Here is a 26,591-nt window from a genome sequence, read left to right on the forward strand (position 1 = left end):
GGGCCCAGGGACGGATGGCGGAAGGGCGGGCAGCCGGCACTGCCCGCCCGGGCCGGATCAGGCCTGCTGGTCGAACAATTGCTGCACGACGGGTTTGATCTCATCGCCGATATTGGCCAGCACGGCATCCCTGGCGGTGGCCGCGAATGCCGCCTTGTCGCTGTCCACGAAGGTCATGCCCTTGTCCTTCAGGCTGGCCGCCAGCCGATCCTCGTCGGCGGTGAACATCTCGCGCTCGGCGGTTTGCGCGGTCGCGGCCGCCTGCATCACCGCCTCCTGGTCGGCAGAGGACAGCCTGCCCCAGGTGATCTCGGAGATGGTCAGATAGATCCAGGACCGCACGTGTTCGGTCTTGTTGACGAATTTCTGGACCTCGTAGAAATTCGCTGATTCAATCAGCGCCAGCGGGTTTTCCTGCGCGTCGATCGTGCCGTTCTGCAGAGAGGTGAAGACCTCGCTGAAGGCCATCGGCGTGGGCGCGGCGCCAAGCGCCTGCCATGTCTGCACGAACAGCGGCACGTTGGGAACGCGAAGCTTCAGCCCGTTCAGATCGCCGGGCGTCATGATCTCGCGGTTCGATGTCAGGTTGCGCGGCCCGCGCGCGAAATAGGCGATGGGGCGAATCTGCGCCTTGGCGCGGATCTCGGCCTCGACATCCTTGCCGATCTCGCCCGAGGCGACCTGATCCATCTGTTCCAGCGAGGAATAGGCATAGGGCACGGCCAGAAGCGCGGCCTTCGGTGCCCAGTTCTGAAGACTTTCGCCGGTGATGGTCATGTCGGCGGTGCCAAGCTGCATCCCGTTGATCAGGTCGATTTCCTTGCCCAGCGATTCGTTGGGAAAGACCTGCACTTCGACCCGGCCCTCGGTCAGCTTGGCAACCTCGTCGGCAAAGACCAGCGAGGCCTTGTTCCAGCTGTTCTGTTCGTTGGCGAGATGGCCCAGTTTCAGCGTGGTCTCGGCCGCGCGGACCCTGATCGCGGGCATGGCCAGCACGGCGGCCCCGGTCATCGCGGTGAATTGGCGGCGGTTCAGTGTCATCGTTTTTTCCTCCCATGCGAATGACGAACTCAGTCGGTGAAAAATTCGGCGCGGTCGCTGGTGATGCGCGGCAGATCCTCCAGCAATTGCCGCAGATGGCGACGGATCGCGGCCTCGGCCCCAGCCGCGTCGCCGCGCGCGCCGGCATCGACGATGTCCCGGTGCTGTTCGATCAGCGCGTCCGCCTCGAAAGTCTGCACCGCCAGATAGCGCAGGCGATCCATCTGCGAGGTCATCCGCTCGATCCGGTGCCAGACGTCTTCATGTCCGGCGGCGGTGGCCAGCGTGCGATGGAACAGATTGTCCAGCAGGACAAAGCCGTTCACGTCGCGCCGGGCCGCGGCGGCGCGTTGCCGGTCCAGCTGTTCGCGCAAATCGCGATGGATATCGTCGGTCATCCGCTGCGTCAGGATGCGGATCATATCGCTTTCGACGGCTTCGCGGATGGCGCGCACGGCCAGAACCTCGCGCAGCGAGATGCGGCCTATGAAAGTGCCGCGTTGCGGACGAACCTCGGTCAGGCCAGCGCCGGCCAGCCGGATGAAGGCTTCGCGAACCGGCTGCCGGCTGACGCCGACTCGACCGGCGATCTCGCTTTCGCTCAGCTGGGTGCCCGGCAGAAGATCGCCGCGCAGGATCAGATCATGCAGCCAGTCATGGACCTGCTGCGCCGTCGAGATGCCCGGATTGATGCGCGGTCGCTGATCCATCTTCCTGTTCCCGGCCCTGCAGCGAGACTGCCATACTTCCATACCAATTTGAAGCGTCCACTTGCGATTGATCGCGACCTGCGGCCGGGGGCGCCTCGGCGCCCGACAACCAGCTCTTGCAACACCCTGCCTGGACAGGCATCTTGCGCCGCATCGCGCCCCTGCGCGCGCCCCAATGTCCGGTGACCGGGCCCCTCTGACGGATGTGGCGGCACGTCCGTGATGTCGGCACCAAACAAAGACACGCCGCCTCGGGCATCATGCCATGCACGACGGATCCCAAACCGGTCCCGCCTCTGCGCGGCCCGTTCTTCGCTATTTCCGCTGGGCCTTCATCGTCACCGCCATCGGCCTGGCGCTTGGCGCCGCTCTTGGCTGGCAGACGACCGGCACCTTCGGGGGAATGGCCGGCATCCTTTTCATCTGCACGGTTCTGGCGGTGCTGGAAATCTCGCTGTCCTTCGATAATGCCATCGTGAACGCCAACAAGCTGAAGACGATGCAGCCGAAATGGCAGCACCGCTTCCTGACCTGGGGCATCGTGATCGCGGTGTTCGGAATGCGGATCGTCTTTCCGCTGCTGATCGTGGTGATCGCGGCCGGGATCGGGCCGTGGCAGGCCGTGGTTCTGGCCGCCAGCCGCCCCGAGGAATATGCAAGGATCATGCACGAGGCGCGGCTGCCCATCGCGGCCTTCGGCGGCACGTTTCTGCTGATGGTCGGACTTGGCTTCTTCTTTGACGGCGAAAAGGACGTGCACTGGGTCCGCTGGCTGGAAAGGCGGATGCAGAAATATGCCACGATCCGGGGGATCGAGGTCGGCTTTGCGCTGTCGGTGGTGCTGATCTTCGCCCATTTCCTGCCGCCCCGGGAAAACGAGATCTTTCTGCGCTCGGCGATCTGGGGATTGCTGACCTTTCTGGCGGTCGAGGTTCTCGGCGGCTTTCTGGATCATTCGCAGCAACAGACCCTGGCCGCCGGAGCAAGGGGCGGGATCGGCGCCTTTCTGTATCTCGAGGTTCTGGACGCCTCGTTCAGCTTCGACGGCGTGATCGGGGCCTTCGCGCTAAGCCAGAACCTGTTCGTCATCGCCATCGGCCTGGGCATCGGCGCCATGTATGTGCGATCGATGACGATCATGCTGGTCGAAAAGGGAACGCTGGCCGAATACCGCTATCTGGAACACGGCGCCTTCTGGGCGATCATCGCGCTGGCAATGGTGATGTTCCTGCAATATTTCGTCCAGATTCCCGAAGTCATCACCGGGCTGGGCGGTGCCGCGCTGATCGGGGTGTCGCTGTATTCGTCGGTCCGGTGGAACCGGCATCTCGGCGGCAAGCCGTAGGACATCGATGCCGGTCTTTCGGCGGCCATTTCCTGCGCCGGGACGAATCTTGCCTTCTGCCGCTGGTCGGACGGATTTCCGCCGGACCGCCCCTTGCCTTTCCGCGCCGACGGCCTTCCCTGCGGCTACATCTTGCCTTTCCACGGCACCACCCGGCGCTCCACGAATCGCATCAGCATGTCGAAGGCATAGGCGATGGCCGCGATGACGAAGATGCCCATGATCACGGTCGAGGTTTGCAGGAACTGCGACGCGCTCAGCACCATGTAGCCGATGCCCTTCGTGGCCGCGACCATTTCGGCGGCGACCAGCGTGGTCCAGCCGAAGCCGATGCCGATGCGCATCGCCGTCAGGATCTCGGGCATGGCCGAGGGCAGGATGACGTGGCGCATGACCTGCCATCGGCTGGCGCCGAAGCTGTAGGCGGCGTGGATCTGTTCGATCGCGGCCGATCGCACCCCGGCGCGTGCGCCCAGGGCGACGGGCGCGAAGACCGACAGGAAGATCAGCAGCACCTTCGAGGTTTCGCCGATGCCGAACCAGATGATCATCAGCGGCAGATAGGCCAGCGGCGGGATCGGGCGATAGAACTCGATCGGCGGATCGAAGATGCCGCGCATGACCGGGCTCATGCCCATGGCCAGGCCCAGCGGGATGCCGATCAGGCAGGCCAGCAGAAAGGCGCCGAAGACGCGCGCGGTCGAGATCAGCACATGCTGCCAGAACGGCGTGCCGGTAAAGCCCTGGGTCCAGATGTCGAGGAATTTCCGCACGATCGCCTGCGGCGCGGGCATGAACAGCGGCTTGACCAGCCCGGCAGTGGTCACCGCCCACCACAGCAGCAGGATGCCGGCGATGGTCAGCAGGCTGAGCCAGGTCGTGTTGCCCTGCCCCGGCACGCCGTAGGTCTGGCCGGGCTTGGTCGGGCGGGCGCGGCCCAGCCCCTTCAGGAACGCGGCTCCGCGCGGCTTGCCGACCGGGGCCTCCTTGATGCCATGATCGCTCATGCGGCTTCCTCCTCGTCGCTGAAGATGATGCGCAGGACCTCTTCGCGAAGGGTGATGAATTCCGCCGAGGCCTTGACCTCTCGTGCCTTGGCACCGTCCAGGAACTGGCGCGAGAACGGCAGGTCGAATTCATGCGCGATGCGTCCGGGGCGCGGCGACATGACGATCAGCCGGGTGCCCATGAACAGCGCCTCCTCGACGCTGTGGGTGATCAGGAAGACCGTCTTGCCGGTGCTTTTCCAGATCTTCAGGATCAGCTCCTGCGCCCGTTCACGGGTCAATGCGTCCAGCGCGCCCAGCGGCTCGTCCATCAGCAGCAGCTTGGGATCGCAGGTCAGCGCGCGGGCGATTCCGACGCGCTGCTGCATCCCGCCCGACAGCGCATAGACCGGCGATTTCTCGAAGCCCTTCAGCCCGAGAAGGTCGATGAACCGGTCCGCGACCTTGTAAGAGGCGGCGCCCGCCCCGCGCAGCTTCAGCCCGAAGGCCACGTTGTCGCGCACGTTCAGCCACGGCAGAAGGGCATGTTTCTGGAACACGACCGAACGATCCGCGCCTGGCCCGGACACCTCGGTCCCGTCCAGCACGATCTGGCCCGAGGACGGCGACAGAAACCCCGCGATCAGGTTCAGAAGCGTGGATTTGCCGCATCCCGAAGCGCCAAGCGCGACGACGAAATCATGTTCGCTGACAGTCAGGTTGATCCGTGACAGCGCCTCGACCGGCGCGCGGCCGGCCTGGGCCGGATAGACGACCGAAGCATCCCGTATTTCCAGAGCCATGTGATTGCCCTTCCCTGTGCCCGCGCAGGATCGGCCCCTGCGCGGGATTGCCGAAGGCGATTACTGCGCGGCCTTGACATAGGCGTCGGTGACGAAGGGCGCGTAATCTTCGCCCACGCTGTCGATCCGGCCCGCCTCCTTCAGGAATTCGGCGGTCGATTTCAGCACGTCGGACAGGCCGCCGCCCAGCCATTCGGGTTTCACCTGTTCGGAAAGCGGCAGGAAGGTGTAGCCCGACAGCACGTCGGGAACCTGCGCCGGGTCGGCACCGGTGTAGTCGGCGATGATCTTGACCTGTTCGCTGTCGGCGGTCCAGGCCTGCTTGTCGTCCAGATAGGCATTGTTGGCATCGTTGATGGTCTTGATGAAGCCGATCAGCCCCTCCCTGTTCTGTTCGGCGAATTGCTTGTTGACCACCCAGGCATCGAATGTCGGATAGCCCCATTCGGCGGTCTGGTCCGCCCCGACCAGCCGCGTGCCGCTTTGCAGAAGCTGGTTCTGCACCGGCTGCCAGATGAAGGCGCCGTCGATGGCGCCCTGTTCCCAGGCGGCCGCGATCTGATCGGGCGGCATCGACATGATGTTCACGTCACTGGTGCTGAGTCCGGCCTTGGCAAGAACCCCCATCAACGAAAAATGCGCGGTCGAGCCGACCGGTGTCGCGATCCGCTTGCCCTTCAGATCCTCGATCGTCGCGATCTCGGACCCGTCGCGCACGATCAGGCTTTCGGCATTGCCGATGACCTGCGCCACCATGAACATTTCCAGATCGACGCCCTGCGTCGCGGCAATTGCCAGCGGCGACGAGCCCAGCTCGGCCACCTTGATGTCGCCCGAGGCCATCGCGGCGATCACATCGGTGCCCGCGGCGAACTTGCGCCACTCGACATCCCAGCCTGTGGCCTCGGAAAACTTGCCTTCGGAGGCCGCGACCTGCATCGGGGTCGGGTTGCCGAAATGGCCGATCACCACGGATTGGGCCCAGGCCCCGCCCGACAGCGCCAGCAGCGCGGCGGAAGCGATCATGGTCGTGCGAAAATATCCTGACATGGTTCTGTTTCCCTGTTGTCGTTGTTGTCGATTCTTCACCGGGCGCGCGTATGAGATTGCCGCGCCCCCTGCTTCATTCATTCATTCATGGCCCCCGGCGGCTGAGGCAGGCCATGAAACGCCGCAATCGCGCGAAACGGGCCTGGCCCGGTCGTGGCCCACGCACCGTCGCCGCGGAAGCCGGCGCAGTCATCGCCGCTCTGCCGCGGCAAGCGATGGAGCGCAGGCGGCGATGATGCGGCCGATATGGTCGCAATCCTCGAGGCTGAACGTCAGCGGCAGGCGCATGTCGAACAGCCCCGCCAGAACCGCGTCCGTGCGCGGCAGGGATTGCGGCGCGACGTAGTGCCAGCTTCGATGCGCCGAGGTGAAGCCCACCGGCTCGGCGGCGCCGAACCATTTCAGCTCGACCCCCAGCCGCGCCGAGTCCTGAACGAACCTCTGCGCGGCCTCGCCGCTGATCGCGGGGATGCGGAACTGGATTGAACTGCCGATGAAGGTCTCTGCGGCCGGACGATGAGGCAAGACCAGCGCGGGATTGTCCGACAGACGCCGTGCCACCGCCTCGTAGCGCTGGTTCCAGCGACTTGCGGCATCCTCGATCCGGGCCAGTTGCGGGCGCAGGATCGCGGCGCGCAGATTGTCCATCCGCGCCGACATGTTCGGAATTTCCAGCCGGGCGTCGCTGAAATGGCGTTCCGGGGGCGCGGCGCCGTGCCGGCCATACAGCATGTAGGATCCCGACAGGATGATCGCGCGGGCCATGAAATCCGGATCGTCCGAGACCAGGATCCCGCCCTCGCCGGAATTCAGGTGCTTGTAGGTCTGGGTGCTGAAGGCGCCGGCCAGCCCGAAGGAACCGCTGCGCCGGCCGCGCCAGCGCGCGCCCATCGTATGCGCGCAATCCTCGATCAGCGGAATCTTCGCGGCCCGGCAGATGTCCGTCAGTCGGTCCATGTCGCACAGATGCCCCCGCATGTGCGAGGCCATCACGGCGGCAGGCTTGAAAAGCTCGATCTTGGCCTGAAGATCGTCCAGATCGAGGCACAGGTTCTCGTCGATCTCGACCAGAACGGCGCGCGCCCCGACCGCCACGATCGCGCCCGGCACCGGCGCCAGGGTGAAGGCATTGGTCAGCACCACGTCATCCGTCCCGATCCCCGCCGCGCGCAACGCCATCCGCAGCGCCGCCCCGCCCGAGGCGCAAGCCAGCGCATAGGCGCTGCCCTGCCAGGCCGCGACTTCGCGTTCCAGCGCGGCAACCTGCGATTCCTCGCCCGGCGCGGTGTTGTAGCGGTGCAGCCTGCCGCTTCGCATCACCTCGATCGCCGCGGCGATCGCATCTTCGGGGATCGGCTCCTGCTGGGTAAAGCTGCGCGTGAAGGGCGGAATCGTCATGGTTCAGGCGGCCTCGCTGCTGACACCGCACAGGCTGGCATCCGGGCGGCGCGTCGCGGCGGCGGGTTCCGGTCGCGGCGCCCTGCGGATGATCCGCATGCGCGATGACCCATGCTTTCACCCCGCGATCCATATTGCAAACGCGAAATTTGCGGCTCATCGCGCGGTGATCGCACCCGGTCGAGGCGAAGGTCCATCCGGCGCCCTACGCGACTGTCGGCGGGACGTCGGCCGGCGAGCGGCAGGCCGACAGCGATTCCCGCAGAATGATTTCGGTGTCCAGCAGAACGCTGTCCGTATGGGTCTGCCCGGCCACCATCGCCAGCAGGACGGTGGCGGCCTCCTGTCCCATCCGGCGCTGCGGGACCCGGACCGTCGTCAGCGGCGGACAGGACAGCGCCGCCAGTTCGATATCGTCGAAACCGACGATGGACACCTGCGCGGGCACTGCGATTCCGTTCCCGCGGGCGGCCATGATCGCGCCGGCGGCGATGACGTCGTTGCCGCAGATGATCGCGCTTGGCGGGTCGGCAACGGCCATCATCCGTCGGAACGCGGCGGCCCCCTCGGCCGGGTCGTAGCCGGCCTCGATCACCTGCGACAGCCTTGCGCCGGGACAGGCATCGACCGCCATCCTTGCGCCCACAACCCGATCGCGCGCGCGATCGTTGTGCAGGCCGATACCGCCGATCATGGCCAGATTGCGGTGCCCGAAGGCCAGCACGCGGCGGGCCAGATCGAAGGCGGCCTTCCGGTTGTCGAAGCCGACATAGACCCGCCCCGGCTCGGTCCCGTAGGCCCAGGTGACGACATGGGGCACCTTGCGGCGGGCAAGGTAGTCCCAGCTTGCCTCGGGGCGATGCCGACCGATCAGCAGCAGTCCCTCGGCGCCGCGGCTGACCAGATTGCGGATCTGCGACAATTCCTCGTCGGGATCATAGCCGCTGCTGGCCACCAGCAGAGATCGTCCGGCCCCGGCCAGCACCTCCTGGAAGGCCTGCAACCCGCCGGCGAACATGGCGTTGGCCATCGTCGGGATCACGGCGCCGATCGTGCCGCTGCGGCCCGCGGCCAGGAACCTGCCGCCGAAATTGGGCGTATAGCCCAGCCGCTCGATCGCCTCGGCCACGCGCTGGCGGGTGTCCTTGTCGACCTTGCCGGTGCCGTTGATGACCCTTGAAACCGTCGCGGACGAGACGCCGGCCGTTCGGGCGACATCGTTCATGGTGGGCACCCTGGCATCGTTTTGCATGATCGGTCCCCTCTGTAGCCGGGCCTGCCCCGCCGCTGCGGCCTGCCTGCCGCCGACCGCAACGGAGTAAACGCTTGCATGGCACTATGTAAGCGCTTACACTACACCGTGAGACGAAGGGAATCAACCAAGAGGTCTGGGAGGGACGTCACGGTGGTTAAACTCGGCAGATGGGCTGGATACCTGTCGTTCGCGGTTTTCATGCTGTTTGTCGCGAATGTCGTCGCGGGTGCCTTCTATCGCTCGGCATTCCTGTCAGACATCGGCGAAATGCTGGTGCTGTTCACGGCCTCTGCCCTGTTCGTCGTCGTCATCCTCGTCCGCGAAAAGCTGGCCGGAAAGGACGACATCGCGGACCCGTCTCTGCAAGCGCTGAATACCATCAAGGGGGGAAAGAATGACCGAAGAACATGATGACACCGAGATCGTCCGCGAATCGCGCCGGAACTTTCTGAAACTGACCAGCGGCGGCGCCTTTACCGCGGCGGTGATGCTGGGCGCCGGAGGGATGCTGTGGTCGTCCGAGGCGGCCGCGCAGACCCGCGCGGAAGAGGCAGAGCGGGAAAAGGCCGCCGAATTCACCATGGTCATCGCGACCGAATATGTCCTGGGCGCATCGCGCAGCTATCCGCTGATGCAGCTTGACCTGAAGGAAAACATCCAGAACACCACCAATGGCCGGGTCTATGTGAAGCTGGCGCCGGGCGGGCAGCTGGGCGTGGGCGGCGAGCTGGCGCAGAAGACCCAGGGCGGCACGGTCCAGGCCGGACAGTTCTCGTTGTCGAATTTCGCGCCCTTCGCGCCGGTGGTGGACCTGATCAACCTGCCTTATTTCTGCGGCTCGAACCAGCGTTTCACCAATCTCGTGCAGTCCGACGTCTGGAAAAAGAACGTTCATCCGGCGGTCGAACAGCGCGGCTTCAAGCTGCTGATGTATCTGGTCATCGACCCCCGCACCGTGGCCCTGCGCAAGGGCGGCGCCAAGCCGATCCTTCTTCCCGAGGATCTCAGGGGGATCAAGTTCCGCGTCCCCGGCAGCAAGCTGTTGCAGCAATATTACCGGCTTCTGGGCGCCAACCCGACGCCGATCGCCTGGGGCGAGACGCCCTCGGCGATCAAGCAGGGCGTCGCCGATGCCCTGGATCCGGCGGTCGGCGCGCTGGAGATCTTCGGCTTCAAGGACGTGCTGAGCCACGTGACCTTCACCCGGTTCGTGCCTGACAGCCAGTGTTTTGCCTGCAACATGAAATGGTATGAAAGCCTGCCCGGCGAGGTGAAGGAGGCGATGGATTTCGCCGCCGAGATCACCACCCAGCAGAATCTCGCCAAGGTGCCGGCCGCGCGGGCCTATGCGATGGCCGAGATGCGCAAGGCCGGGGTCGAGTTCCACCAGCTCGACGACAGCCAGCTTGCGGCCTGGAAAGAGGCCGGCGGCTATCAGCGCAGCGAATGGGACAGCTACAAGACCGAGCTGGCCGGCTCGATGGATGTCTTCGCACAACTGGAAGAGGCGGCGGGCACCCCGGGCCGCTACTACGTCAACGACGCCTGACCGGACGTTCCGGGGCCGGACGGATCGCGTCCGGCCCTTTTCCTGTCCCGACAGAAAAGGGGGCGATGCATGTTGCGCGCAATCAATCAGAATGCCGAACGCTGGGCCTTGCTGCTGTTTTACACCGTGCTGGTGCTGACCATGGCGATCGAGGTGATCCGGCGCGAGGTCTTTTCCTATTCGTCGATCTGGGGCGAAGAGATCGTCCGCTATTCCTTCATCTATCTGGTCTGGATCGGCGCCGCCTCGGCGGTCAAGGAAAGGGCCCATATCCGCATCGACGTGCTGTTCCATTCGGTCGGCCCGCGCACCAAGGCCGCGCTGTATATCCTGGGTGACCTGGTGATGCTGTCGATCGCGGTGATCGCGCTTTACTGGTCCTTCGAGACCGTCGGCGTCAGCTGGCAGTTCGGATCGGTCACCGACGGGCTGCGCATTTCGAAGGTGTGGTTCCTGATGGCGGTGCCGCTGGGATTTGCGCTGATCATCTTTCGCCTGCTGCAATCGTTGCTGCGCGACTTCGGCGATCTGATCGCCGGACGCCCGGTCTTCGAGGGCAACCAGCTGTTCGATTGAGGTTCCGTCATGCTCTGGAATACGCTTCAGGAACAATCGGTCCAGCTTGACTGGTCGTTTTACGCGCCGGTGCTGCTGTTCGTGCTGTTCTGCCTTCTGGGCGTGCCGATCTGGGCCACCATCGGCGCCGCGGTGGTGCTGATGCTGACGATGTCCGGCGTGCTGCCGATGTCGCTGCTGGGTGAATCGCTGTTTTCGGGCATTGACGCCTTCGCGCTGACCGCCGTGCCGCTGTTCATCCTGACCGGCGACGTGCTGGTCAGGACCGGGCTGAGCCGCAAGTTCCTGGATGTGGCCGAGGCGCTGACCTGCTGGGCCAAGGGCGGCTTCGGCTCGGCCACGGTGCTGGTCTGCGGCATGTTCGCGGCGATCTCGGGTTCGGACGCGGCGGGCGCGGCCGCCGTCGGCCGCATGACCATCGCCCGGCTGGTCGAAAGCGGCTATCCCCGCCCCTATGCCTGCGCGCTGGTCGCCGCAGGCGCCTGCACCGGCATCCTGATCCCGCCATCCATCGCCTATATCATCATCGGCCTGGTTCTGGGCATCTCGGCCTCCACCCTGTTTCTGGCCGCACTGATCCCCGGCACCCTGATCCTGCTGTCGATCCTGGTCACGAACACCATCGTCAACCGCCGACACGCCTATGAAGGCGGCAACATGATCAGCGGCGCCGAATGGCTGGCCAATCTGGGCCAGGCGCTGAAATCGGGCTGGTATGCGTTCCTGGTGCCCGGCATCATCTTCTACGGCATCTTCTCGGGGCGGCTGACCCCGACCGAGGCCGGGGCGACCGCCGTCGTGGTGACGATCATCATGGGTCTTGGCATGGGCACGCTGAAATTGTCGGACTTTCCCTCGATGCTGGTCAGTTCGGCCAAGGTGAACGGGGTGATCCTGCCGATCATCGCCTTTTCGCTGCCCCTGGCGCAGTCGCTGGCCGCGCTTGGCGTGCCGCAGGGCTTCGTCTTCGCGCTGACCAGCCTGACCGAGAATTACTATCTGCTGATCCTGATCATGATCGGCATCCTGATCGCGGCGGGCTGCGTGATGGAGACGACGCCCAACATCGTCATCCTGGCGCCGATCCTGAAGCCGCTGGCCGACAATATCGGCATGAACGAGATTCAGTTCTCGATCATGATGATCACCGCGCTTGGCGTCGGCTTCATCACGCCGCCGCTCGGGCTGAATCTGTTCGTGGTCTCGGGCCTGACCGGCGAATCGATCCTGAAGATCGCGGCCCGCGCCGTGCCCTTCGTTTTCTTCATGCTGCTGGTCACGCTGCTGATCGCCTATGTGCCGGTCATCTCGACCCTGCTTCTTCCCGCCGCCTACAAGTGAGGACTCCCATGACCCGCGAATATCTGAAGAAAGCCGAAAAGACCGCCCAGTCGGATGCCGCCGATGTCCGCCAGACGGTGCAGACGATCCTTGACGAGATCGAACGGGGCGGGGACGAGGCGGCGCGGCATTATGCCGCCAAGTTCGACCAGTACGACGGCAATGCCGTGCTGACGCGGGACGAGATCGCGGCAGCGGCAGCGAAGGTGCCGCAACGGCTGAAGGACGATATCGCCTTCGCCCATGACAATGTGCGCCGCTTCGCCGAGGCGCAGAAGGCCACCTTGCAGGACGTGCAGATGGAGGTGGTGCCGGGCCTGATCGCCGGGCAGAAGGCGATCCCGGTCCAGGCGGCGGGTTGCTATGTGCCGGGCGGGCGCTACAGCCACGTGGCCAGCGCCATCATGACCGTGACCACGGCCAAGGTCGCCGGCGTCGATCACGTCGTCACCTGTTCGCCCCCCCGCCCCGGCGAGGGGATCAATCCCGCGATCGTCTATACCGCCGATCTGTGCGGCGCCGACAGCATCCTTGCCATGGGCGGCGTGCAGGGCGTCGCGGCGATGACCTTCGGCCTGTTCGGCCTGCCCAGGGCCGACATTCTCGTCGGTCCCGGCAACCAGTTCGTCGCCGAGGCCAAGCGCATCCTGTTCGGCCGCGTCGGCATCGACATGTTCGCCGGTCCGACCGACAGCCTGATCCTGGCCGATGCCGGCGCCGATCCCTTCATCGTGGCCACCGATCTGGTCAGCCAGGCCGAGCATGGCTACAACTCGCCGGTCTGGCTGGTTACCGACGACCGCCATCTGGCGCAGGAGGTGATGGCGCAGGTGCCCGGCCTGATCGCCGATCTGCCGGAACTGAATCGCAAGAACGCCGAGGCCGCGTGGCGCGATTATGCCGAGGTGATCCTGTGCGCCGACCGCGAGGAAATGGCCGCGACCTCGGACGAATACGCGCCCGAGCACCTGACCGTGCAGGCCGCCGATCTGGATTGGTGGCGCGACCGGCTGGCCTGCTACGGCTCGCTTTTTCTGGGCGAGGAGACGACCGTCTCGTTCGGCGACAAGGCGTCGGGGACGAACCACGTCCTGCCGACCTCGCGCGCGGCGAAATACACGGGCGGGCTGTCGGTCCACAAATACATGAAGATCGTCACCTGGCAGCAGGCCACGCGCGAGGGTGCGCGCCCGGTCGCCGAGGCGACGGCGCGGATCTCGCGTCTCGAAGGGATGGAGGGCCATGCCCGCGCGGCCGACGTGCGCCTGCACAAGTATTTCCCCGACCAAACCTTCGATCTGAGCGCGGGGTAGGCCCTCGATGTCGCAGCTTTTCGACCTGACCGGCAGGATCGCCTGCGTCACCGGCGCCAGCGGCGGTCTGGGGCAGGCCGCGGCCTCGCTGCTGGCGCGGTCCGGCGCCAAGGTGGTGGGCATCGCGCGCCGGCGCGAGGCGCTGGCCGCGTGGCAGTCCCGGACGGGGGGCGAGACCGCGATCGTCGCGGCGGATCTGTCGGACCGCGCCGCGCTGGCGCAGATTGCGGCGGATGCGGCACGGGCCTTCGGCGATCCCGACATCCTGATCAACGCGGCCGGCATCAACACCCGCCAGCCCGCCGATTCGGTGACGCCCGAGGGCTGGGACACGACCATGGACCTGAACCTCGCCGCGCCGTTCTTTCTGGCCCAGGCGATGGTGCCCGCGATGGCGCGGCGCGGCTGGGGCCGGATCGTCAACTTCGCCTCGCTGCAATCGCGGCGTGCCTTCGCCGGCGGCATCAGCTACGGCGCCAGCAAGGGCGGGGTCGAACAATTGACCCGCGCCATGGCCGAGGCCTGGTCGGGCCGCGGCATCATGGTCAATGCCGTGGCGCCGGGGTTCTTTCGCACCGAATTGACCGGGCCGGTCTTCGCCGATCCCGAACGCGCGCGGCGCAATGCCGAACAGACCTGCATCGGCCGCAACGGAGAACCCGCCGATCTTGACGGCCCGATCCTGTTTCTGTGCAGCGATGCCAGCGGCTATGTCACCGGCCAGACCCTGTTCGTCGATGGAGGATTCAGCGCGAAATGAAGGCCCTGGTCTATACCGGCGTCGAAACCCTCGACTATGCCGATGCGCCGCGCCCCCGACCGGGCGAGGGCGAGGACCTGATCCGCATCCATGCCTCGGGCATCTGCGGATCGGACATGCACGCCTATCTGGGCCATGACGACCGGCGCCCGGCGCCGCTGGTTCTGGGCCACGAGGCCGCGGGCATCGTCCTGGGCGGCCCCGATGACGGCCGCCGCGTCACCATCAACCCCCTCGTGACCTGCCAGACCTGCGAGGCTTGCCAGGCGGGGCGCACCAATCTGTGCCCGCGGCGGCAGATCATATCGATGCCGCCGCGACCGGGCGCCTTCGCCGATTACGTCGCGATGCCGCGCCGCAACCTGGTCACCGTGCCGGACGATGTGCCGCTCGAAAAGGCCGCGCTGGCTGAACCGCTGGCTTGCGGCTGGCACGCGGTGCGGCTGGCCGGACGGGCGCTGGACCGGCCGCTGGACGATCTGCGCACGCTGGTCATCGGCGGGGGCGCCATCGGCACCGGCGCGGCGCTGGCCCTGCGCGCGCAGGGCGCCGCGAACGTCACCCTGATCGAACCCGGCGAATTGCGCCGCGCGCGGCTGGCCGGCCTGAAGGGTGTCACCGTCATCGCCTCGGCCGCCGACCGCCCCGACCTGACCGGCGCCTGCCATCTCGTCATAGACGGGGTGGGTTTCGAAGCCACCCGCGCCACCGCCTGCGCGGCCGCACGCCCCGGCGGCCAGATCGTCCATATCGGTCTTGGCGCGGATCGCGGCGGGCTGGACATTCGCCGGATGACCTTGCAGGAAATCGGTTTTACCGGCACCTATACCTATACCGAACAGGATTTCCGCGACACCGCCGAGGCAATCTTTTCCGGCGCCCTGGGGCCGCTCGACTGGTTCGACCGGCGGCCGCTGTCGGACGGGCCGCAAGCCTTTGCCGATATCCGCGCCGGCCGCGCCGCAGCACCCAAGATCCTACTCATTCCCGACCAGGAGGACCGCACCGCATGACGATACACCGCCAGATCGTTGACGATTTCACAGCACATGGAATCGATTTCGTGACCACCGTGCCCTGCAAGCAGCTTGCCGGTGTCATCGACGAGATCGAGAACCGCAAGGAGATTTTCCATATCCCGTCGAACAAGGAGGACGAGGGGATGGGCCTTTGCGCCGGGGCCTTCATGGGCGGCAAGCGCCCGGCGATCATCATGCAGAACACCGCGCTTGGGGTGACACTGAACACGCTGGCCACGCTGATCCAGTTCTACCGGATGCCGTTGCCGATGCTGATCTCCTACCGTGGCGAGTTGGGCGAACCGGTGGCCTGCCAGGTCGAGATGGCCGTCCATACCAAGGCGCTGCTGGCGCAGATGCTTATTCCCACCTATCACTTCCATCGCCGGGAAGACGCGGACGAACTGGGTGCGATCCTGAAATACACCTTCATGTGCAACAAGCCGGTCGCGATCCTGACCGATGCCAGCTTCTGGAAAGGAGAAAAGGAATGATCCGCTCCGAGGTTCTGCGCGACATTGCGCCCGTCATCCGCGATCATCTGGTGGTCTGCAATATCGGCCTGCCCAGCCAGGAACTGCACATGATCGACGACCAGCCCAGCAATTTCTACATGCTCGGAACGATGGGGCTGTCCTCCTCGATCGGGCTGGGTCTGGCGCTGGCGCAGAAGAAGAAGGTCGTGGCCATCGACGGCGACGGGTCGGTGCTGACGAATTTCGGCACCCTGCCGACCATCGCCAACAACGTCGCCGACAATTTCGTCCTGTTGATCGTGGACAATGGCAGCTACGGTTCGACCGGGGACCAGCCGACCTATGCGGGCAAGAAGACCTCGCTGGCGGCAGTGGCGCGGGCCTGCGGCTGCGAGAACGTCGTCGAATGCAAGGCCGAGGATACCCGCGCCGCGCTGGAAACCGCGCTGTCGGGCGACAAGATGACGATCATCGTCAGCAAATGCGACAGCGGCAACATTCCGGTGCCGGTCATCACCATGGATCCGGTGACGATCCGCGACCGTTTCATGGGCGCGGTGAAAGCCTGATGGCAGCGATCCATTCCTACGCGGATGCCCGCCGGCTGGCCCGGCGGCACCTGCCCTGGATGGTGTTCGACTATATCGACGGCGCGGCCGGCGCGGGCAGCGGCGAGGCCGCCAATCTCGCCGCCCTGCGCGACATTCGCCTGCAACCGCGCGTCCTGGTCGATGTCAGCAGGCGCGATCTGGGTGTGTCCGTGCTGGGCCAGGATTTCCGCCTGCCCTTCGGCATCAGCCCGATGGGCATGTGCAATCTGGCCCGGCCCGGCGCCGACCTGATGCTGGCCCGCCTGGCCGCGCGGCTCCGGATTCCGCTTGGCGTCTCGACCGTCGCCTCGACCGCGATGGAGCGGCTGATCGAGGAAGCCGAGGGCCTTGCCTGGTTCCAGCTCTACTTCAGCGGCGATGGCCGTGGCACGATGAAGCTGGTCGACCGCGCGAACGAGGCGGGCTATCGCGTCCTGATCCTGACCCTCGACGTGCCCGAGGTCGGGCTGCGACCGCGCGAATTGCGGCGCGGCTTCACCATGCCCTTCCACATCGGTCCCGCGCAATTCCTGGACTTTGCCCTGCACCCGGCCTGGTCGCTGTCCACTTTGGCCCATGGCCGGCCCGAGATGGCCAATTTCCAGAAGCCCGGTTTTACCTTCGACCGGACCGAAAGCCGGGCCCGGGCCGATTGGGATTACTTCAGGCAGCTCAGGGACCGCTGGCCGGGCAAGCTGGTGGTCAAGGGCGTCACCTCGGTCCCCGATGCGCTGCGGCTGCGCGACGCGGGCGCGGATGCGATCCAGGTTTCGACCCATGGCGGGCGGCAACTGGATTGCGCGCCGCCGCCGATCCTGGCCCTGCGCGCCATCCGCGATGCGGTGGGGGCCGACTTTCCGCTGTTTTATGACACCGGCCTGCGATCCGGCGAGGATGTGGCCCGCGCCTTCGCGATGGGGGCGAATTTCGCCTTCTTCGGCCGCGCCATGCAATTCGCCATCGCCGCCGGGGGCGAGGCCGGCCTGTCGGCCCTTGTCGATCTGGTCACCCGCGAACTGGGCCTGACGCTGGCACAACTGGGCCAGACCGACATGGCGGCCCTGCCCGCGACCCTGCACCGGGCGGCGACGGCCGAAGCGCGGCACGGCCTCGGCGATCCGGCCCATGCGCCGCTTTCACAACCCGGCCCGGTCTCCTAGTCAGACGACAGGGGCCCAGCCGCCTAGGCCTTCAAGGACGCGGATCGACGGATGGTCGGCATTCTCTTTCCAGACGAAGCCCTCATGCAGGGCGGATGATTTCCATGCTCGGGAAACAGATTTCATATACCATGGCTCACAAGCACGCGGTTATGCCGCCGTCGACGTATACCGTCGTGCCGTTGACAAAGGAGGAGGCTTGCGACGACAGGAAGATCGCCGCGCCCACAAGTTCCTCGACCTTGCCCCAGCGGCCGGCCGGAGTCCGATTTTCCAGCCAAGCGGTGAAATCCGGATCGTCCACAAGCGCCTGGTTCAGTGGCGTCGCGAAATAACCCGGTGCGAGGCCGTTGATCTGCAGGCCGTATTTGCCCCAGTCCGTCGCCATGCCCCTGGTCAAGCTGGCCACGGCGCCTTTGGTGGCGGTGTAGGGCGCGATTCCAGGTCGCGCAAGCGCGGTCTGCACCGAGCAGATATTGACGATCTTGCCCGCGCGGCGCCCGATCATGTGGCGCGCGCAGGCCTGTCCCACATTGAAGACGCTGGCGATATTGGTCTGGAGAAGCTTTTCGAAAGCATCGGGGGGGAAATCTTCCAGCGGCCGGCGATGCTGCATCCCGGCATTGTTGATGAGAATATCGATGGCGCCGGTGGCCTTTTCGAAACTGTCGACGGCGCGTCGGGCGGCGGCGTGATCTGTCACGTCGAAGGCCAGTTCGTGAACGGTCACCCCGGTGCCACGCAGATCTTTCGCAACTTGGGACAGCCTGGTCTCATCACGGCCGTTGAGGACGATCTCGGCCCCTGCCGCAGCGAGGCCCGAAGCCAGGGCCCGGCCGATACCCTGCGACGAGCCGGTAATCAACGCGCATTTTCCGTTCAGATCAAACAGCGAAATACTCATCTTTTCTCCCGATGCGTGGCCGTTTCATTCGTCATCGCTGACGCTAATTGTTTCGCCGCGGTGCGCTCCGTCACCAGAGGTGCAGGCAGCCGCCGCGTTCTGTGCGCGATCGATGGCGCGAGGTCATTCCGTCCGCGGCGCTAATGTTCCGGATCGTCGCCGATCTCGGCCATTTTTGCATCCAGCTGCGCCAGTAGCGTCAGACGAATATCGGCATATGCCGGATCGCCGATCACGTTGAACAGCTCCAGCGGGTCGTTTTCGCAGTCGAACAATTCCCATTCTCGGTCTTCGCCGCCGTGGTTCGTGCCGGGCAGCTCATAGCCCTCGTTATACCAATATATCAGCTTGTAGCGCTGATCGCGCACACCATAATGCGAATAGGCATTGTGATCGGGGTCACGATGCATCCAGTAGCGGTGATAGGCAATTTGCGGCCAATCGGCGGGCGTATTGCCCTCAAGCACCTGACGTGCCGAACGTCCCTGCATGTAGTTCGGAATCACCTGGCCTGCAAAATCAAGGAATGTCGGGGCGAAATCGACGTTGCAGATGATATCGTCGCAAATGCGCCCTGCCGGGATCGCCGCCGGATAGCGGATCAGGAAAGGCATCTGAAATGATTCCTCGTACATGAAGCGCTTGTCGAACCAGCCGTGTTCGCCAAGAAAGAACCCCTGATCCGAGGTATAGATGACGATCGTATTGTCGGCCTGCCCGGTTTCGTCGAGCCAGTCCAGCAAGCGGCCGACGCTTTCATCCACTGACTGGATGGTGCGCAGATAGCGCTTCAGATAGCGTTGATATTTGAAATGGTGCAGTTCCTGCCGAGTGGCGAAGCTGAAGATTTCGCCCGTATCCCGATCGATCAGGCGCATTGCGGTCACATCGTCAGGGTTCGGAATTTTCCGGTTGCTGTCGCCGGGCTTCACCCGTTCGCCGACCTCGGCACCACCTTCGGGCTGCACCAGCCCCAGGTCGATATATTTCATATCGTCCTTGATCCGCATCTTCGCCTCGGCCGCCGCGCGGGCGCGGTTGCGATAATCATCGTCAAAGCTTTCCGGCACCCTGATGTCATCGGGATAAAGGCCGCGGTTTTTCGGATGCGGCTCCCATTCGCGATGAGGCGCCTTGTGGTGACACATCAGAAAGAATGGCTTGTCCGGATCGCAGGATTTCAGCCAGTCGAGGCTCTTGTCGGTGATGATATCGGTGGCGTAGCCGGGCACCTCGATTTCCCGGCCCATCTCGATCATATAGGGATCGAAATATTCGCCCTGACCCGGCAGGACCGACCAGAAATCGAAGCCGCTGGGTTCATGGGCCTTGCCCTCTCCCAGATGCCATTTGCCGATCAGCGCGGTCTGATAGCCTGTCGCACGCAGATGTTTGGCGACGTTGGGCCCGCGGCTGTTGATCGGGGTGTCCAGCGTGGTGACATTGTTGACGTGATTATAGGTGCCGGTCAGGATCGCGGCACGGCTGGGTGTGCAAATCGAATTCGTCACATAGCAATGGTTCAGCCGCATACCCTCGGCAGCGATGCGATCAAGGTTGGGAGTACGATTGATGCCGTGGCCATAGCAACCGATCGCCTTCGAGGCGTGATCGTCGGCCATGATGAACAGGATATTGGGGCGTTTGACCATGGTCTATTGTCCTGATGATGGGCTGCGAGAGGTAACCGCCAGGCCGGTTTCCGGGTGAAACGCATGCAGCCGTTCCGGATCGATGCGAACGCGCACGCGGCCGCCCGCCAGGGGGAAATCAGTGCCGCCGACGCGGGCCAGCATGGGCTGGCCCATGACCGACAGGTTCAACAGGGCGTCGGCACCCAACAGCTCGGCCAGCTTGACCCTTGCGTCGAACACCCAGGGACCGGAGGGGGCGTTTTCGGGGGCAAACACCTCCAGATGTTCGGGGCGCACACCAAGCGTCAGGGCGGGATCCGTAGCGTTCAGCCCGATGGCATCGGGCAGGACAAGATCGGAACCCTCGATCCGCCAATGATCGCCCGCCCGGGCGGCCGGCATGAAATTCATCGCCGGGCTGCCGATAAACCCTGCGACGAACTCCGTTGCCGGATGGTCATAGACCTCGCGCGGGGTGCCGATCTGTGCAACCGTGCCGCCATTCAGAATGACGATGCGGTCGGCCAGCGTCATGGCCTCGACCTGATCATGGGTGACGTAGACCGAGGTGACGCCCAGCCGGTCATGCAGTTCTTGCAGTTCCATCCGCATCTTGACCCGCAGCTTCGCGTCAAGGTTGGACAGCGGTTCATCGAACAGGAACACGTCCGGCGTGCGGACGATCGCGCGGCCGATGGCGACGCGCTGGCGTTGACCACCGGACAGGGCGGCGGGTTTCCGTTCGAGATAGGGGGTCAGGCCCAGCATGTCGGCGACGGCGTTGACCCGCTCGGCAATCTCGGCCCTGGGCGTCTTTTGAAGCTTCAGGGCCATCGCCATGTTGTCGAACACGGATTTATGTGGATAGAGCGCGTAGTTCTGAAAGACCATCGCGACACCGCGATCCTTGGGGTCGGTGTCGTTCACCCGCTTGCCGCCGATCAAAAGATCGCCATGGGTGATGCTTTCCAGCCCGGCAATCATCCGCAGCGTGGTCGATTTCCCGCATCCGGATGGCCCCAGCAGAACCAGGAATTCACCATCGGCAATCTCCAGGTCAAACTGCTTGACCGCCACGACGGCGCCATAGGATTTGCCGATCTGGTTCAGGGTCACGCTTGCCATGTCACAGCCTCATTTGCCCGCGCCAGCGGTCAGGCCGCCGACAATCTGTTTCTGGAATATTGCGGTGATGACCAGAACCGGGATGATGGCCAGAACGGTCGCCGTCGAGATCGTCTCCCACGGAAAGGCGTATTCGCCGGGATAAAGCGAGATGCCCACCGGGGCCGTGCGCATGGCATTCTGCGTCATCAGGACCAGGGCCAGCGGAAATTCGTTCCACGAAAAGATGAAGACAATCAGTCCGGTGGCCACAAATCCCGGCCACGACAGGGGCAGCACGATTGTCAGGAATATCCGCAGGAAGCCCATGCCATCCATGCGCGCGGCCTCTTCGATCTCCACCGGCAGGGTGGCGAAGTAGCTGGCCAGCATCCAGACGGTGAAGGGAAGGAACAGGCCCGCATGGGCCAGGACAAGGCCGGTATAGGTGTTCAACAGCCCGAAGTTCAGGAAGTTCTGAAACAGCGACGGCAGCAGCGACACCGGTGGAAACATCGACACCGCGAGGATGGCGACCATCAGCACTCCTGCAAAGCGCAGGCCCAGCCGCGACAGCGCATAGGCCGCCATCCCACCCAATAACAGCGTGACCGCCGTGGCGCCGACCCCGACGATAAAGCTGTTCAGGATATAGCGCAGCAATTCCGGCGAATTGGTGAAGATCGAGACGTAATTCTCGAATGTGAAGGGATCGGGCCAGTATTGCGGCGGCCAGGCATAGATTCCGGCGGTGTTCTTGAACGATGTCAGGATCAGCCAGACGATCGGAAAGAACGAGATCAAGACCGAAAGCGCGACGATTGCATAAAGGCCATAGCGCGGTCGTTTTTGCATCGGCTCAATCCTTGTTTCGAAGGGCAAAGACGTAGATCAGGCTCATCGCGAAGATCACGAGGAACTGCACCACCACGACTGCCGCGCCAAAGTTGAAATCCAGGAAATCGAAGATCGCCTTGTAGGCGTAGAGCGACAGGCTTTCGGTCGCGTTCACCGGCCCGCCATCGGTCAGGTTGAAGGGCAGCTCGAAGGTGCGCAGCGCGTCCATCGACCGGATGATGAGGGCCACGAGGATAGGCCCTTTCAACAGTGGCAGGGTGATCTGGGTGAATTCCTGCCATTTGGTCATGCCGTCCATACGGCCCGCCTCGAACAGGTCGCGGGGGATGGATTGCAGGCCCGCAAGAATAATGAGCGCCATGAAAGAGCTGGTCTTCCATACGGCCACGACCACCATCGATGCCATCGCCAGCGAGGTATCGCCCAGGAAGTTGATCGGCCGGTCCGCAAGCCCGCTTTGCAGCGCCACCGCGTTGAACAGCCCGTAATCGGAATTGTACATCCAGCGCCAGATCAGCGCATTCAGCGCCGTCGGCAGTGCCCAGGGAAACAGGACCGCCAGCCGCGCCAGCCCCTTGCCCCTGAAACTTTCGTTCATCAGCAAGGCCAGGCCGATTCCCAATGCCAGTTCCAAGGGAATGGACAGTGCGGTAAAGGTGAAGGTGACCGCAAGCGCGTTCCAGAACCGCCCGTCACCCATCAACGTGGCATAGTGCCTGAGGCCGACGAACCGGTAGGGTTCCGATCCGTCGATGCTGGATTGCCCGAAGCTCAGCACGACCGACTGGATGATCGGATAGATCAGGATCAGCGCGATGACGATCACGGTTGGCGTGACAAAGCCGATCCCGGTCAGCGCCGTGCGCTGTTCCAGATTCATGGTGCGGTTCATGTCCGGCCCATTTCTTTTGAAAGGCCCCGCGCGGCAAGGCAGACGCGCAGGGTCGGTGACCTACTTGCCCAGGATGGAATTGATCTCGGCGGCGGCGTCATTCAAAGCCTGCTCCACCGTTTTCTCGCGGTGCAGCGCGTTGGTGATTTCGGTCTGCATCACCTCGGATACGCGCGGGTAGAGATTGCCCGTCGATGCGGATGGACGCACGACGCCGACCGCGTAATCATCGCCCAGCTTCTTGAGCAAAGTCGCATCCGCCATTTCCGGCGCGTCGTAAACGTCGGTTCGGCCCGGCGCCCGGTTTTCGTCAAGTGCTGCGGCCAATTGCGCGTCGTAGGAAGTGAAGTATTCCACCAGCTTCGCCGCGGCTTCCTTGTTTTCGGAATTTGCGTTGACTGCCAGAAGCCAACCGCCCATCGCCGTGGATTTAGCGTCGGGATGCCCCTCGAAGTAGGGGTTGCGGGTGAAATCGAACTTGTCGGCCACGGGGCTGTCAGCGGCGCTCAGCGGTGCATAGACGAAATCCTGCACCATCAGGAACACCGCGCGACCTTGCTGGAACAGCGTCCGGGCATCGTCGGGCTTCATCGTCAGGATCGAATCCGGAACGATCCTGTCCTTGTAGATCATGTCGACCATGGTCTGGGTCGCGGCGATGGATTCGGGCGAGTTGACGGCGACCTCGCCATCAGCATCAAAGAAGGTCGCGCCGTTGCCGCCCGTGAACGAAAGCCAGTTCATGAACAGCCCCTCGATCTTGGCCCACATGGACACAAAGCCGTAAAGCTGCGGATTGCCTTCGCCTTCCATGACGGTCTTGGACGCCGCGATGACCTCTTCCCAGGTCTTCGGCACCGCAATTCCGTATTTCTCCAGCAGGTCGGATCGGTAGAAAAGATGGGTGCCATCGACATAAAGCGGGGCGGCAAACACCGTGCCGTCGATCGTGGCGGCGGACAGGAAAGACGGGTTGTATGCCGCAATCGCGTCCTTTCCCAGATAGTTGTTCAGCGGTTCAAGCCAGCCGCGCTGCGCGAATTCACCCGCCCAGATGACGTCGATCGCGAACACGTCCGGTGTCGGGCTTTTCGCGGTCAGGCCCGTCACATAAAGCTTGCGGCTGTCGCCCGGGACGTCCGACACTTTCAGCCATTCGACGGAGGTGCCGGGATTGGCGGCCTCGAATGCCTCGATATTGCGTTCCATCATGCCGCCATAGCCGCGCGACCCGATCGACATGACCAGCTCCTGCGCCCCGGCCGCAAGCGGCGCGATCAAGGTCAGCGCAGTCGCCACGGCGACTGCACCCTTCATTGCGAATTTCATGATTTCCTCCCTGACTATCGTTTGGCTAGACCTGTTGCATCTGCTTCGGTCTCGACGTGTCGGTGCCGTTCTCGACAGCAGATTTCGCGCCCATCAGAACCCGCTGGACCTTTGCCACATGCGCGTCAACGTCACGGACGGGCGTCGCCGCCTCTGCGGCGGTCAACAATCCGGCGAATTCCCCCTGCTCACCATGGATGGCCACGCAAAAACGCCGGACGCCCTTGGCATTGCCCATCAGATCGAACTGCATGTCCGCCGTATCGACTGTGAAGATTTTCTCTTGCGCTTCGTCCCACGGCACCTTTCTGCCGGAAACACCGACCTCGTAAAAACCGGTGACGTCCCAGTTCGCCTCAACCTCGGCCCGTTGCCTATGCGCAAGAGCCATCCGCGTTATGCAGTCCAGTTCATAGGTGGCGCGCACGAATCCGACCCCGGCGCGCAGCCGGATGGACTGCATGGGATGGGCCTCGGCGACGTGCCAGAACAGCGTTTCCTTGCGCAGGGCGATGAATTCGGATGCGGCGACCAGATCGGCGCTGACGCTCTGACATGCCGCGGACAGATGGCCGATCTCGATGCCGCCGAAGCTCATGCCCTGCTCGAACTGGAATTTCGGAAACAGGCGGCGATCGCTGGATTTCAGCACATAGCCCAGCGTCTCTAGCTCCTGGGCAATGCGATAGACGGTCGAACTGGCCAGACCGGTTTGTTCGATCAATTGCGCAACCGTCACGCCTGACCGTTTTGCGGCCGACAGATGTTCCAGCAAGATCAACGTTCGGTTGAGGTTTTCGCTCATCAGTATTCCCTGTTTTGGGAATTTTTATTCCCTTTTTTGAGATAAGTCAATCGACCTCGCCGGAACACAAGCAATGGACCCCCGAGGAATGCTTGCATGGGCTAACGCATCATTGTAGACAATCTACATTAGGAAGCGGCGGAAAGATTTCTGATGACCGGGTTGATCAAGCGCGAAACGATGGGCGCCCAGCTTGCCAGTCTGTTGCGCGGTGCGATCCTTTCGGGAGAATTCGAGCCCGGCGAGCCGGTGACCGAGACTGCCCTGGCCCTGCGTTTCGGGGTAAGCCGCGGACCCATGCGAGAGGCGATGCGGCATCTTGTCGATGAGGGTCTTCTCGTGACCGTTCCCTACACCGGCACGCGCGTCCTGCAACTGACCTCGACGGATATCGAGGATATCTATTCCATGCGGATCTGCCTCGAGGTCTTCGCCTTCGAACAAATCTGGGAACGCAGGGACGAAGCTTTCCGGCAATCCCTCATGGTGCGGCACGCGGCGCTGCTCAAGGCGATCGACGCGCGCGATGACATCCGCTCCATCGACGCTGAACTGGACCTTCACGGCCTTGCCTACGAGGTTTGCGGCAACGGCATCCTGTTGTCGAGCTGGAGCGGTATCCGCGCTCGTCTGCAGCTCTACTGGGCGGCGCATCACCGTGCCCACGGCATCACCGGCCCGAAACGGGAAAGCCACGACGACTATGTCCGCTTCGCTCTGGGAGACAGCCGCGAGCGGATGAAGGAAGAGATCCGCGACCACATGCGCCGCGGGCTGGACAAGACCATGGCCTTCGTCTTCTCGATTGAAGCGGTGAAGGCCAAATCCAACAGGAGAGAGAAATGAAAAGACGTCTGCTTATTCTCGCCGCCACGGTTGCATTGACCCTCGCCCCGATGGCCCGGGCACAGGACAGCGGTACCATGGCACAGGTCAAGGAATCGGGCGAGCTGCGTATCGGCGTCGCCTCCGCCGAGCCCTGGTTCTACAAGGATCCGATGTCAGAGCAATGGACAGGTGTTGGTGTCGCCATGGGCAGGCGGATGGCCGACAAGCTTGGCGTGACGATGATCCCGGTCGAGACCTCCTGGGCCAATGCCGTCGCGGGATTGCAGGCAAACCAGTTCGACATCATGTTCGTGCTCGACCCCACGGAAGAGCGCAAGAAGGCCCTCGCATTCCCGGCAAACCCGCTGTTCTATTATGCCATGGGCGCGTTGGTCCGCGAGGACTCGGCGGCGAAGACCTGGGTTGAACTCGACACGCCCGAAACGCGCATCGGCGTCACACTCGGCACCTCGCTGGACCGCAACGTGACCGAAATGATGACAAAGGCCCGGATCAACCGCTTCTCGTCCAACGACGAGGCCATCGCGGCATTTGCCGCAGGCCGTGTGGACGCCGTCGTCCAGTTTCACCCGGCCCTCGTCGTGCAGTATTCCCGGTTGAAGATGGGCAAGGTGCTGCTGCCAGAGCCGGTGAACCCGGTCGCCACCTCGGCCGGGATGCGCCAGGAAGACAGCAGCGATTTCCTCGACTGGGTGAACGCCACCGTCGCCGATCTCTACGCCGCCAGTGTGCCGGACGAGCTTTTCCGTGCCTATCTTGCCAGCAAGGACATCGATCCCGAAGGGATTCCCGGCCTGGTCAAGGAAGACTGGTAAGGTTCTGCCCGGACCTGTAGCCCGGCGTC

The 26,591-nt window shown here is 64.0% G+C and carries 27 protein-coding genes; 13 read left to right on the plus strand and 14 right to left on the minus strand.

What is annotated here, in order from left to right; translation table 11 throughout:
- Positions 1-57: 57 nt before the first annotated feature.
- Both AC13CR_RS12550 and AC13CR_RS12555 read right to left on the minus strand, forming a co-directional pair.
- Entirely contained in the window at positions 58-1,041 is a 984-nt protein-coding gene (locus AC13CR_RS12550) for a TRAP transporter substrate-binding protein (RefSeq protein WP_292956269.1), read from the minus strand.
- Between the two features lie 29 nt (positions 1,042-1,070).
- The gene (locus AC13CR_RS12555) at positions 1,071-1,751 is read right to left on the minus strand and encodes a GntR family transcriptional regulator (protein ID WP_292956266.1); all 681 of its coding nucleotides are present in this window, start codon (positions 1,749-1,751) and stop codon (positions 1,071-1,073) included.
- A gap of 265 nt (positions 1,752-2,016) precedes the next feature.
- On the opposite strand from AC13CR_RS12555, the gene AC13CR_RS12560 reads away from it, so the two are divergent.
- Positions 2,017-3,096: a DUF475 domain-containing protein gene (locus AC13CR_RS12560; RefSeq protein WP_292956263.1), complete on the plus strand. Its 1,080-nt coding sequence runs from the start codon at positions 2,017-2,019 to the stop codon at positions 3,094-3,096.
- Positions 3,097-3,221: 125 nt separating this feature from the next.
- Here the strand turns inward: AC13CR_RS12560 and AC13CR_RS12565 are convergent, their stop codons facing one another.
- From AC13CR_RS12565 to AC13CR_RS12585, 5 genes are all read right to left on the minus strand, one after another.
- Positions 3,222-4,103, minus strand: coding sequence for an ABC transporter permease subunit (locus AC13CR_RS12565; protein ID WP_292956260.1), 882 nt, complete (start codon positions 4,101-4,103; stop codon positions 3,222-3,224).
- Positions 4,100-4,885 (minus strand): taurine ABC transporter ATP-binding protein, encoded by a 786-nt coding sequence (locus tag AC13CR_RS12570; protein WP_292956257.1) that lies wholly within the window; start codon positions 4,883-4,885, stop codon positions 4,100-4,102. The genes AC13CR_RS12565 and AC13CR_RS12570 overlap by 4 nt, the downstream gene beginning before the upstream one ends.
- A gap of 60 nt (positions 4,886-4,945) precedes the next feature.
- Complete coding sequence (tauA, locus tag AC13CR_RS12575; RefSeq protein ID WP_292956254.1) at positions 4,946-5,911, minus strand: taurine ABC transporter substrate-binding protein; 966 nt, start codon at positions 5,909-5,911, stop codon at positions 4,946-4,948.
- Between the two features lie 213 nt (positions 5,912-6,124).
- Positions 6,125-7,333: a DegT/DnrJ/EryC1/StrS family aminotransferase gene (locus tag AC13CR_RS12580; RefSeq protein ID WP_292956252.1), complete on the minus strand. Its 1,209-nt coding sequence runs from the start codon at positions 7,331-7,333 to the stop codon at positions 6,125-6,127.
- Between the two features lie 205 nt (positions 7,334-7,538).
- On the minus strand, positions 7,539-8,585 hold the full coding sequence (locus AC13CR_RS12585; protein ID WP_292956249.1) for a LacI family DNA-binding transcriptional regulator: 1,047 nt from the start codon (positions 8,583-8,585) through the stop codon (positions 7,539-7,541).
- Positions 8,586-8,693: 108 nt separating this feature from the next.
- Between AC13CR_RS12585 and AC13CR_RS12590 the strand changes: the two genes are divergently transcribed.
- The 10 genes from AC13CR_RS12590 to AC13CR_RS12635 all read left to right on the plus strand — a co-directional run bounded on the left by AC13CR_RS12590 (position 8,694) and on the right by AC13CR_RS12635 (position 17,372).
- Positions 8,694-8,999 (plus strand): hypothetical protein, encoded by a 306-nt coding sequence (locus tag AC13CR_RS12590; RefSeq protein ID WP_292978525.1) that lies wholly within the window; start codon positions 8,694-8,696, stop codon positions 8,997-8,999.
- Positions 8,983-10,137, plus strand: coding sequence for a TRAP transporter substrate-binding protein (locus AC13CR_RS12595; RefSeq protein ID WP_292956246.1), 1,155 nt, complete (start codon positions 8,983-8,985; stop codon positions 10,135-10,137). Before AC13CR_RS12590 ends, AC13CR_RS12595 begins: the two co-directional genes overlap by 17 nt.
- A 69-nt stretch (positions 10,138-10,206) precedes the next feature.
- Positions 10,207-10,713, plus strand: a complete 507-nt coding sequence (locus AC13CR_RS12600; protein ID WP_292956243.1) for a TRAP transporter small permease — start codon at positions 10,207-10,209, stop codon at positions 10,711-10,713.
- Positions 10,714-10,722: 9 nt separating this feature from the next.
- Positions 10,723-12,054, plus strand: coding sequence for a TRAP transporter large permease (locus AC13CR_RS12605; RefSeq protein WP_292956240.1), 1,332 nt, complete (start codon positions 10,723-10,725; stop codon positions 12,052-12,054).
- Between the two features lie 8 nt (positions 12,055-12,062).
- Positions 12,063-13,367, plus strand: coding sequence for a histidinol dehydrogenase (gene hisD / locus AC13CR_RS12610; protein WP_292956237.1), 1,305 nt, complete (start codon positions 12,063-12,065; stop codon positions 13,365-13,367).
- Between the two features lie 7 nt (positions 13,368-13,374).
- Positions 13,375-14,127, plus strand: a complete 753-nt coding sequence (locus tag AC13CR_RS12615) for an SDR family NAD(P)-dependent oxidoreductase (protein WP_292956234.1) — start codon at positions 13,375-13,377, stop codon at positions 14,125-14,127.
- The gene (locus tag AC13CR_RS12620) at positions 14,124-15,140 is read left to right on the plus strand and encodes a zinc-dependent alcohol dehydrogenase (protein WP_292956231.1); all 1,017 of its coding nucleotides are present in this window, start codon (positions 14,124-14,126) and stop codon (positions 15,138-15,140) included. Before AC13CR_RS12615 ends, AC13CR_RS12620 begins: the two co-directional genes overlap by 4 nt.
- Positions 15,137-15,640, plus strand: a complete 504-nt coding sequence (gene comD, locus AC13CR_RS12625) for a sulfopyruvate decarboxylase subunit alpha (RefSeq protein ID WP_292956228.1) — start codon at positions 15,137-15,139, stop codon at positions 15,638-15,640. The genes AC13CR_RS12620 and comD overlap by 4 nt, the downstream gene beginning before the upstream one ends.
- On the plus strand, positions 15,637-16,191 hold the full coding sequence (gene comE, locus AC13CR_RS12630; protein ID WP_292956225.1) for a sulfopyruvate decarboxylase subunit beta: 555 nt from the start codon (positions 15,637-15,639) through the stop codon (positions 16,189-16,191). The genes comD and comE overlap by 4 nt, the downstream gene beginning before the upstream one ends.
- Positions 16,191-17,372, plus strand: coding sequence for an alpha-hydroxy acid oxidase (locus tag AC13CR_RS12635; RefSeq protein ID WP_446233395.1), 1,182 nt, complete (start codon positions 16,191-16,193; stop codon positions 17,370-17,372). The genes comE and AC13CR_RS12635 overlap by 1 nt, the downstream gene beginning before the upstream one ends.
- A gap of 136 nt (positions 17,373-17,508) precedes the next feature.
- Here AC13CR_RS12635 and AC13CR_RS12640 read toward each other — a convergent pair whose 3' ends face one another.
- The 7 genes from AC13CR_RS12640 to AC13CR_RS12670 form a co-directional block, all read right to left on the minus strand.
- Positions 17,509-18,276 (minus strand): SDR family oxidoreductase, encoded by a 768-nt coding sequence (locus AC13CR_RS12640; RefSeq protein ID WP_292956219.1) that lies wholly within the window; start codon positions 18,274-18,276, stop codon positions 17,509-17,511.
- 140 nt (positions 18,277-18,416) lie between these two features.
- Entirely contained in the window at positions 18,417-19,928 is a 1,512-nt protein-coding gene (locus AC13CR_RS12645; protein WP_482900843.1) for a sulfatase family protein, read from the minus strand.
- 3 nt (positions 19,929-19,931) lie between these two features.
- Entirely contained in the window at positions 19,932-21,035 is a 1,104-nt protein-coding gene (locus AC13CR_RS12650) for an ABC transporter ATP-binding protein (protein WP_292956213.1), read from the minus strand.
- 9 nt (positions 21,036-21,044) lie between these two features.
- Positions 21,045-21,869 (minus strand): carbohydrate ABC transporter permease, encoded by an 825-nt coding sequence (locus tag AC13CR_RS12655; RefSeq protein ID WP_292956210.1) that lies wholly within the window; start codon positions 21,867-21,869, stop codon positions 21,045-21,047.
- Positions 21,870-21,873: 4 nt separating this feature from the next.
- Entirely contained in the window at positions 21,874-22,764 is an 891-nt protein-coding gene (locus AC13CR_RS12660) for a carbohydrate ABC transporter permease (protein WP_292956208.1), read from the minus strand.
- A gap of 60 nt (positions 22,765-22,824) precedes the next feature.
- Entirely contained in the window at positions 22,825-24,093 is a 1,269-nt protein-coding gene (locus AC13CR_RS12665) for an ABC transporter substrate-binding protein (RefSeq protein WP_482900844.1), read from the minus strand.
- A 25-nt stretch (positions 24,094-24,118) separates the two neighbouring features.
- Positions 24,119-24,898, minus strand: a complete 780-nt coding sequence (locus AC13CR_RS12670; RefSeq protein WP_292978507.1) for a helix-turn-helix domain-containing protein — start codon at positions 24,896-24,898, stop codon at positions 24,119-24,121.
- Positions 24,899-25,051: 153 nt separating this feature from the next.
- On the opposite strand from AC13CR_RS12670, the gene AC13CR_RS12675 reads away from it, so the two are divergent.
- Together AC13CR_RS12675 and AC13CR_RS12680 are read left to right on the plus strand one after the other, a co-directional pair.
- Positions 25,052-25,744, plus strand: a complete 693-nt coding sequence (locus AC13CR_RS12675) for a GntR family transcriptional regulator (RefSeq protein WP_292978505.1) — start codon at positions 25,052-25,054, stop codon at positions 25,742-25,744.
- Positions 25,741-26,562 (plus strand): transporter substrate-binding domain-containing protein, encoded by an 822-nt coding sequence (locus AC13CR_RS12680; protein ID WP_446234951.1) that lies wholly within the window; start codon positions 25,741-25,743, stop codon positions 26,560-26,562. Before AC13CR_RS12675 ends, AC13CR_RS12680 begins: the two co-directional genes overlap by 4 nt.
- Positions 26,563-26,591 lie beyond the last annotated feature (29 nt).

Source organism: Paracoccus sp. L-17, assembly GCF_056857655.1.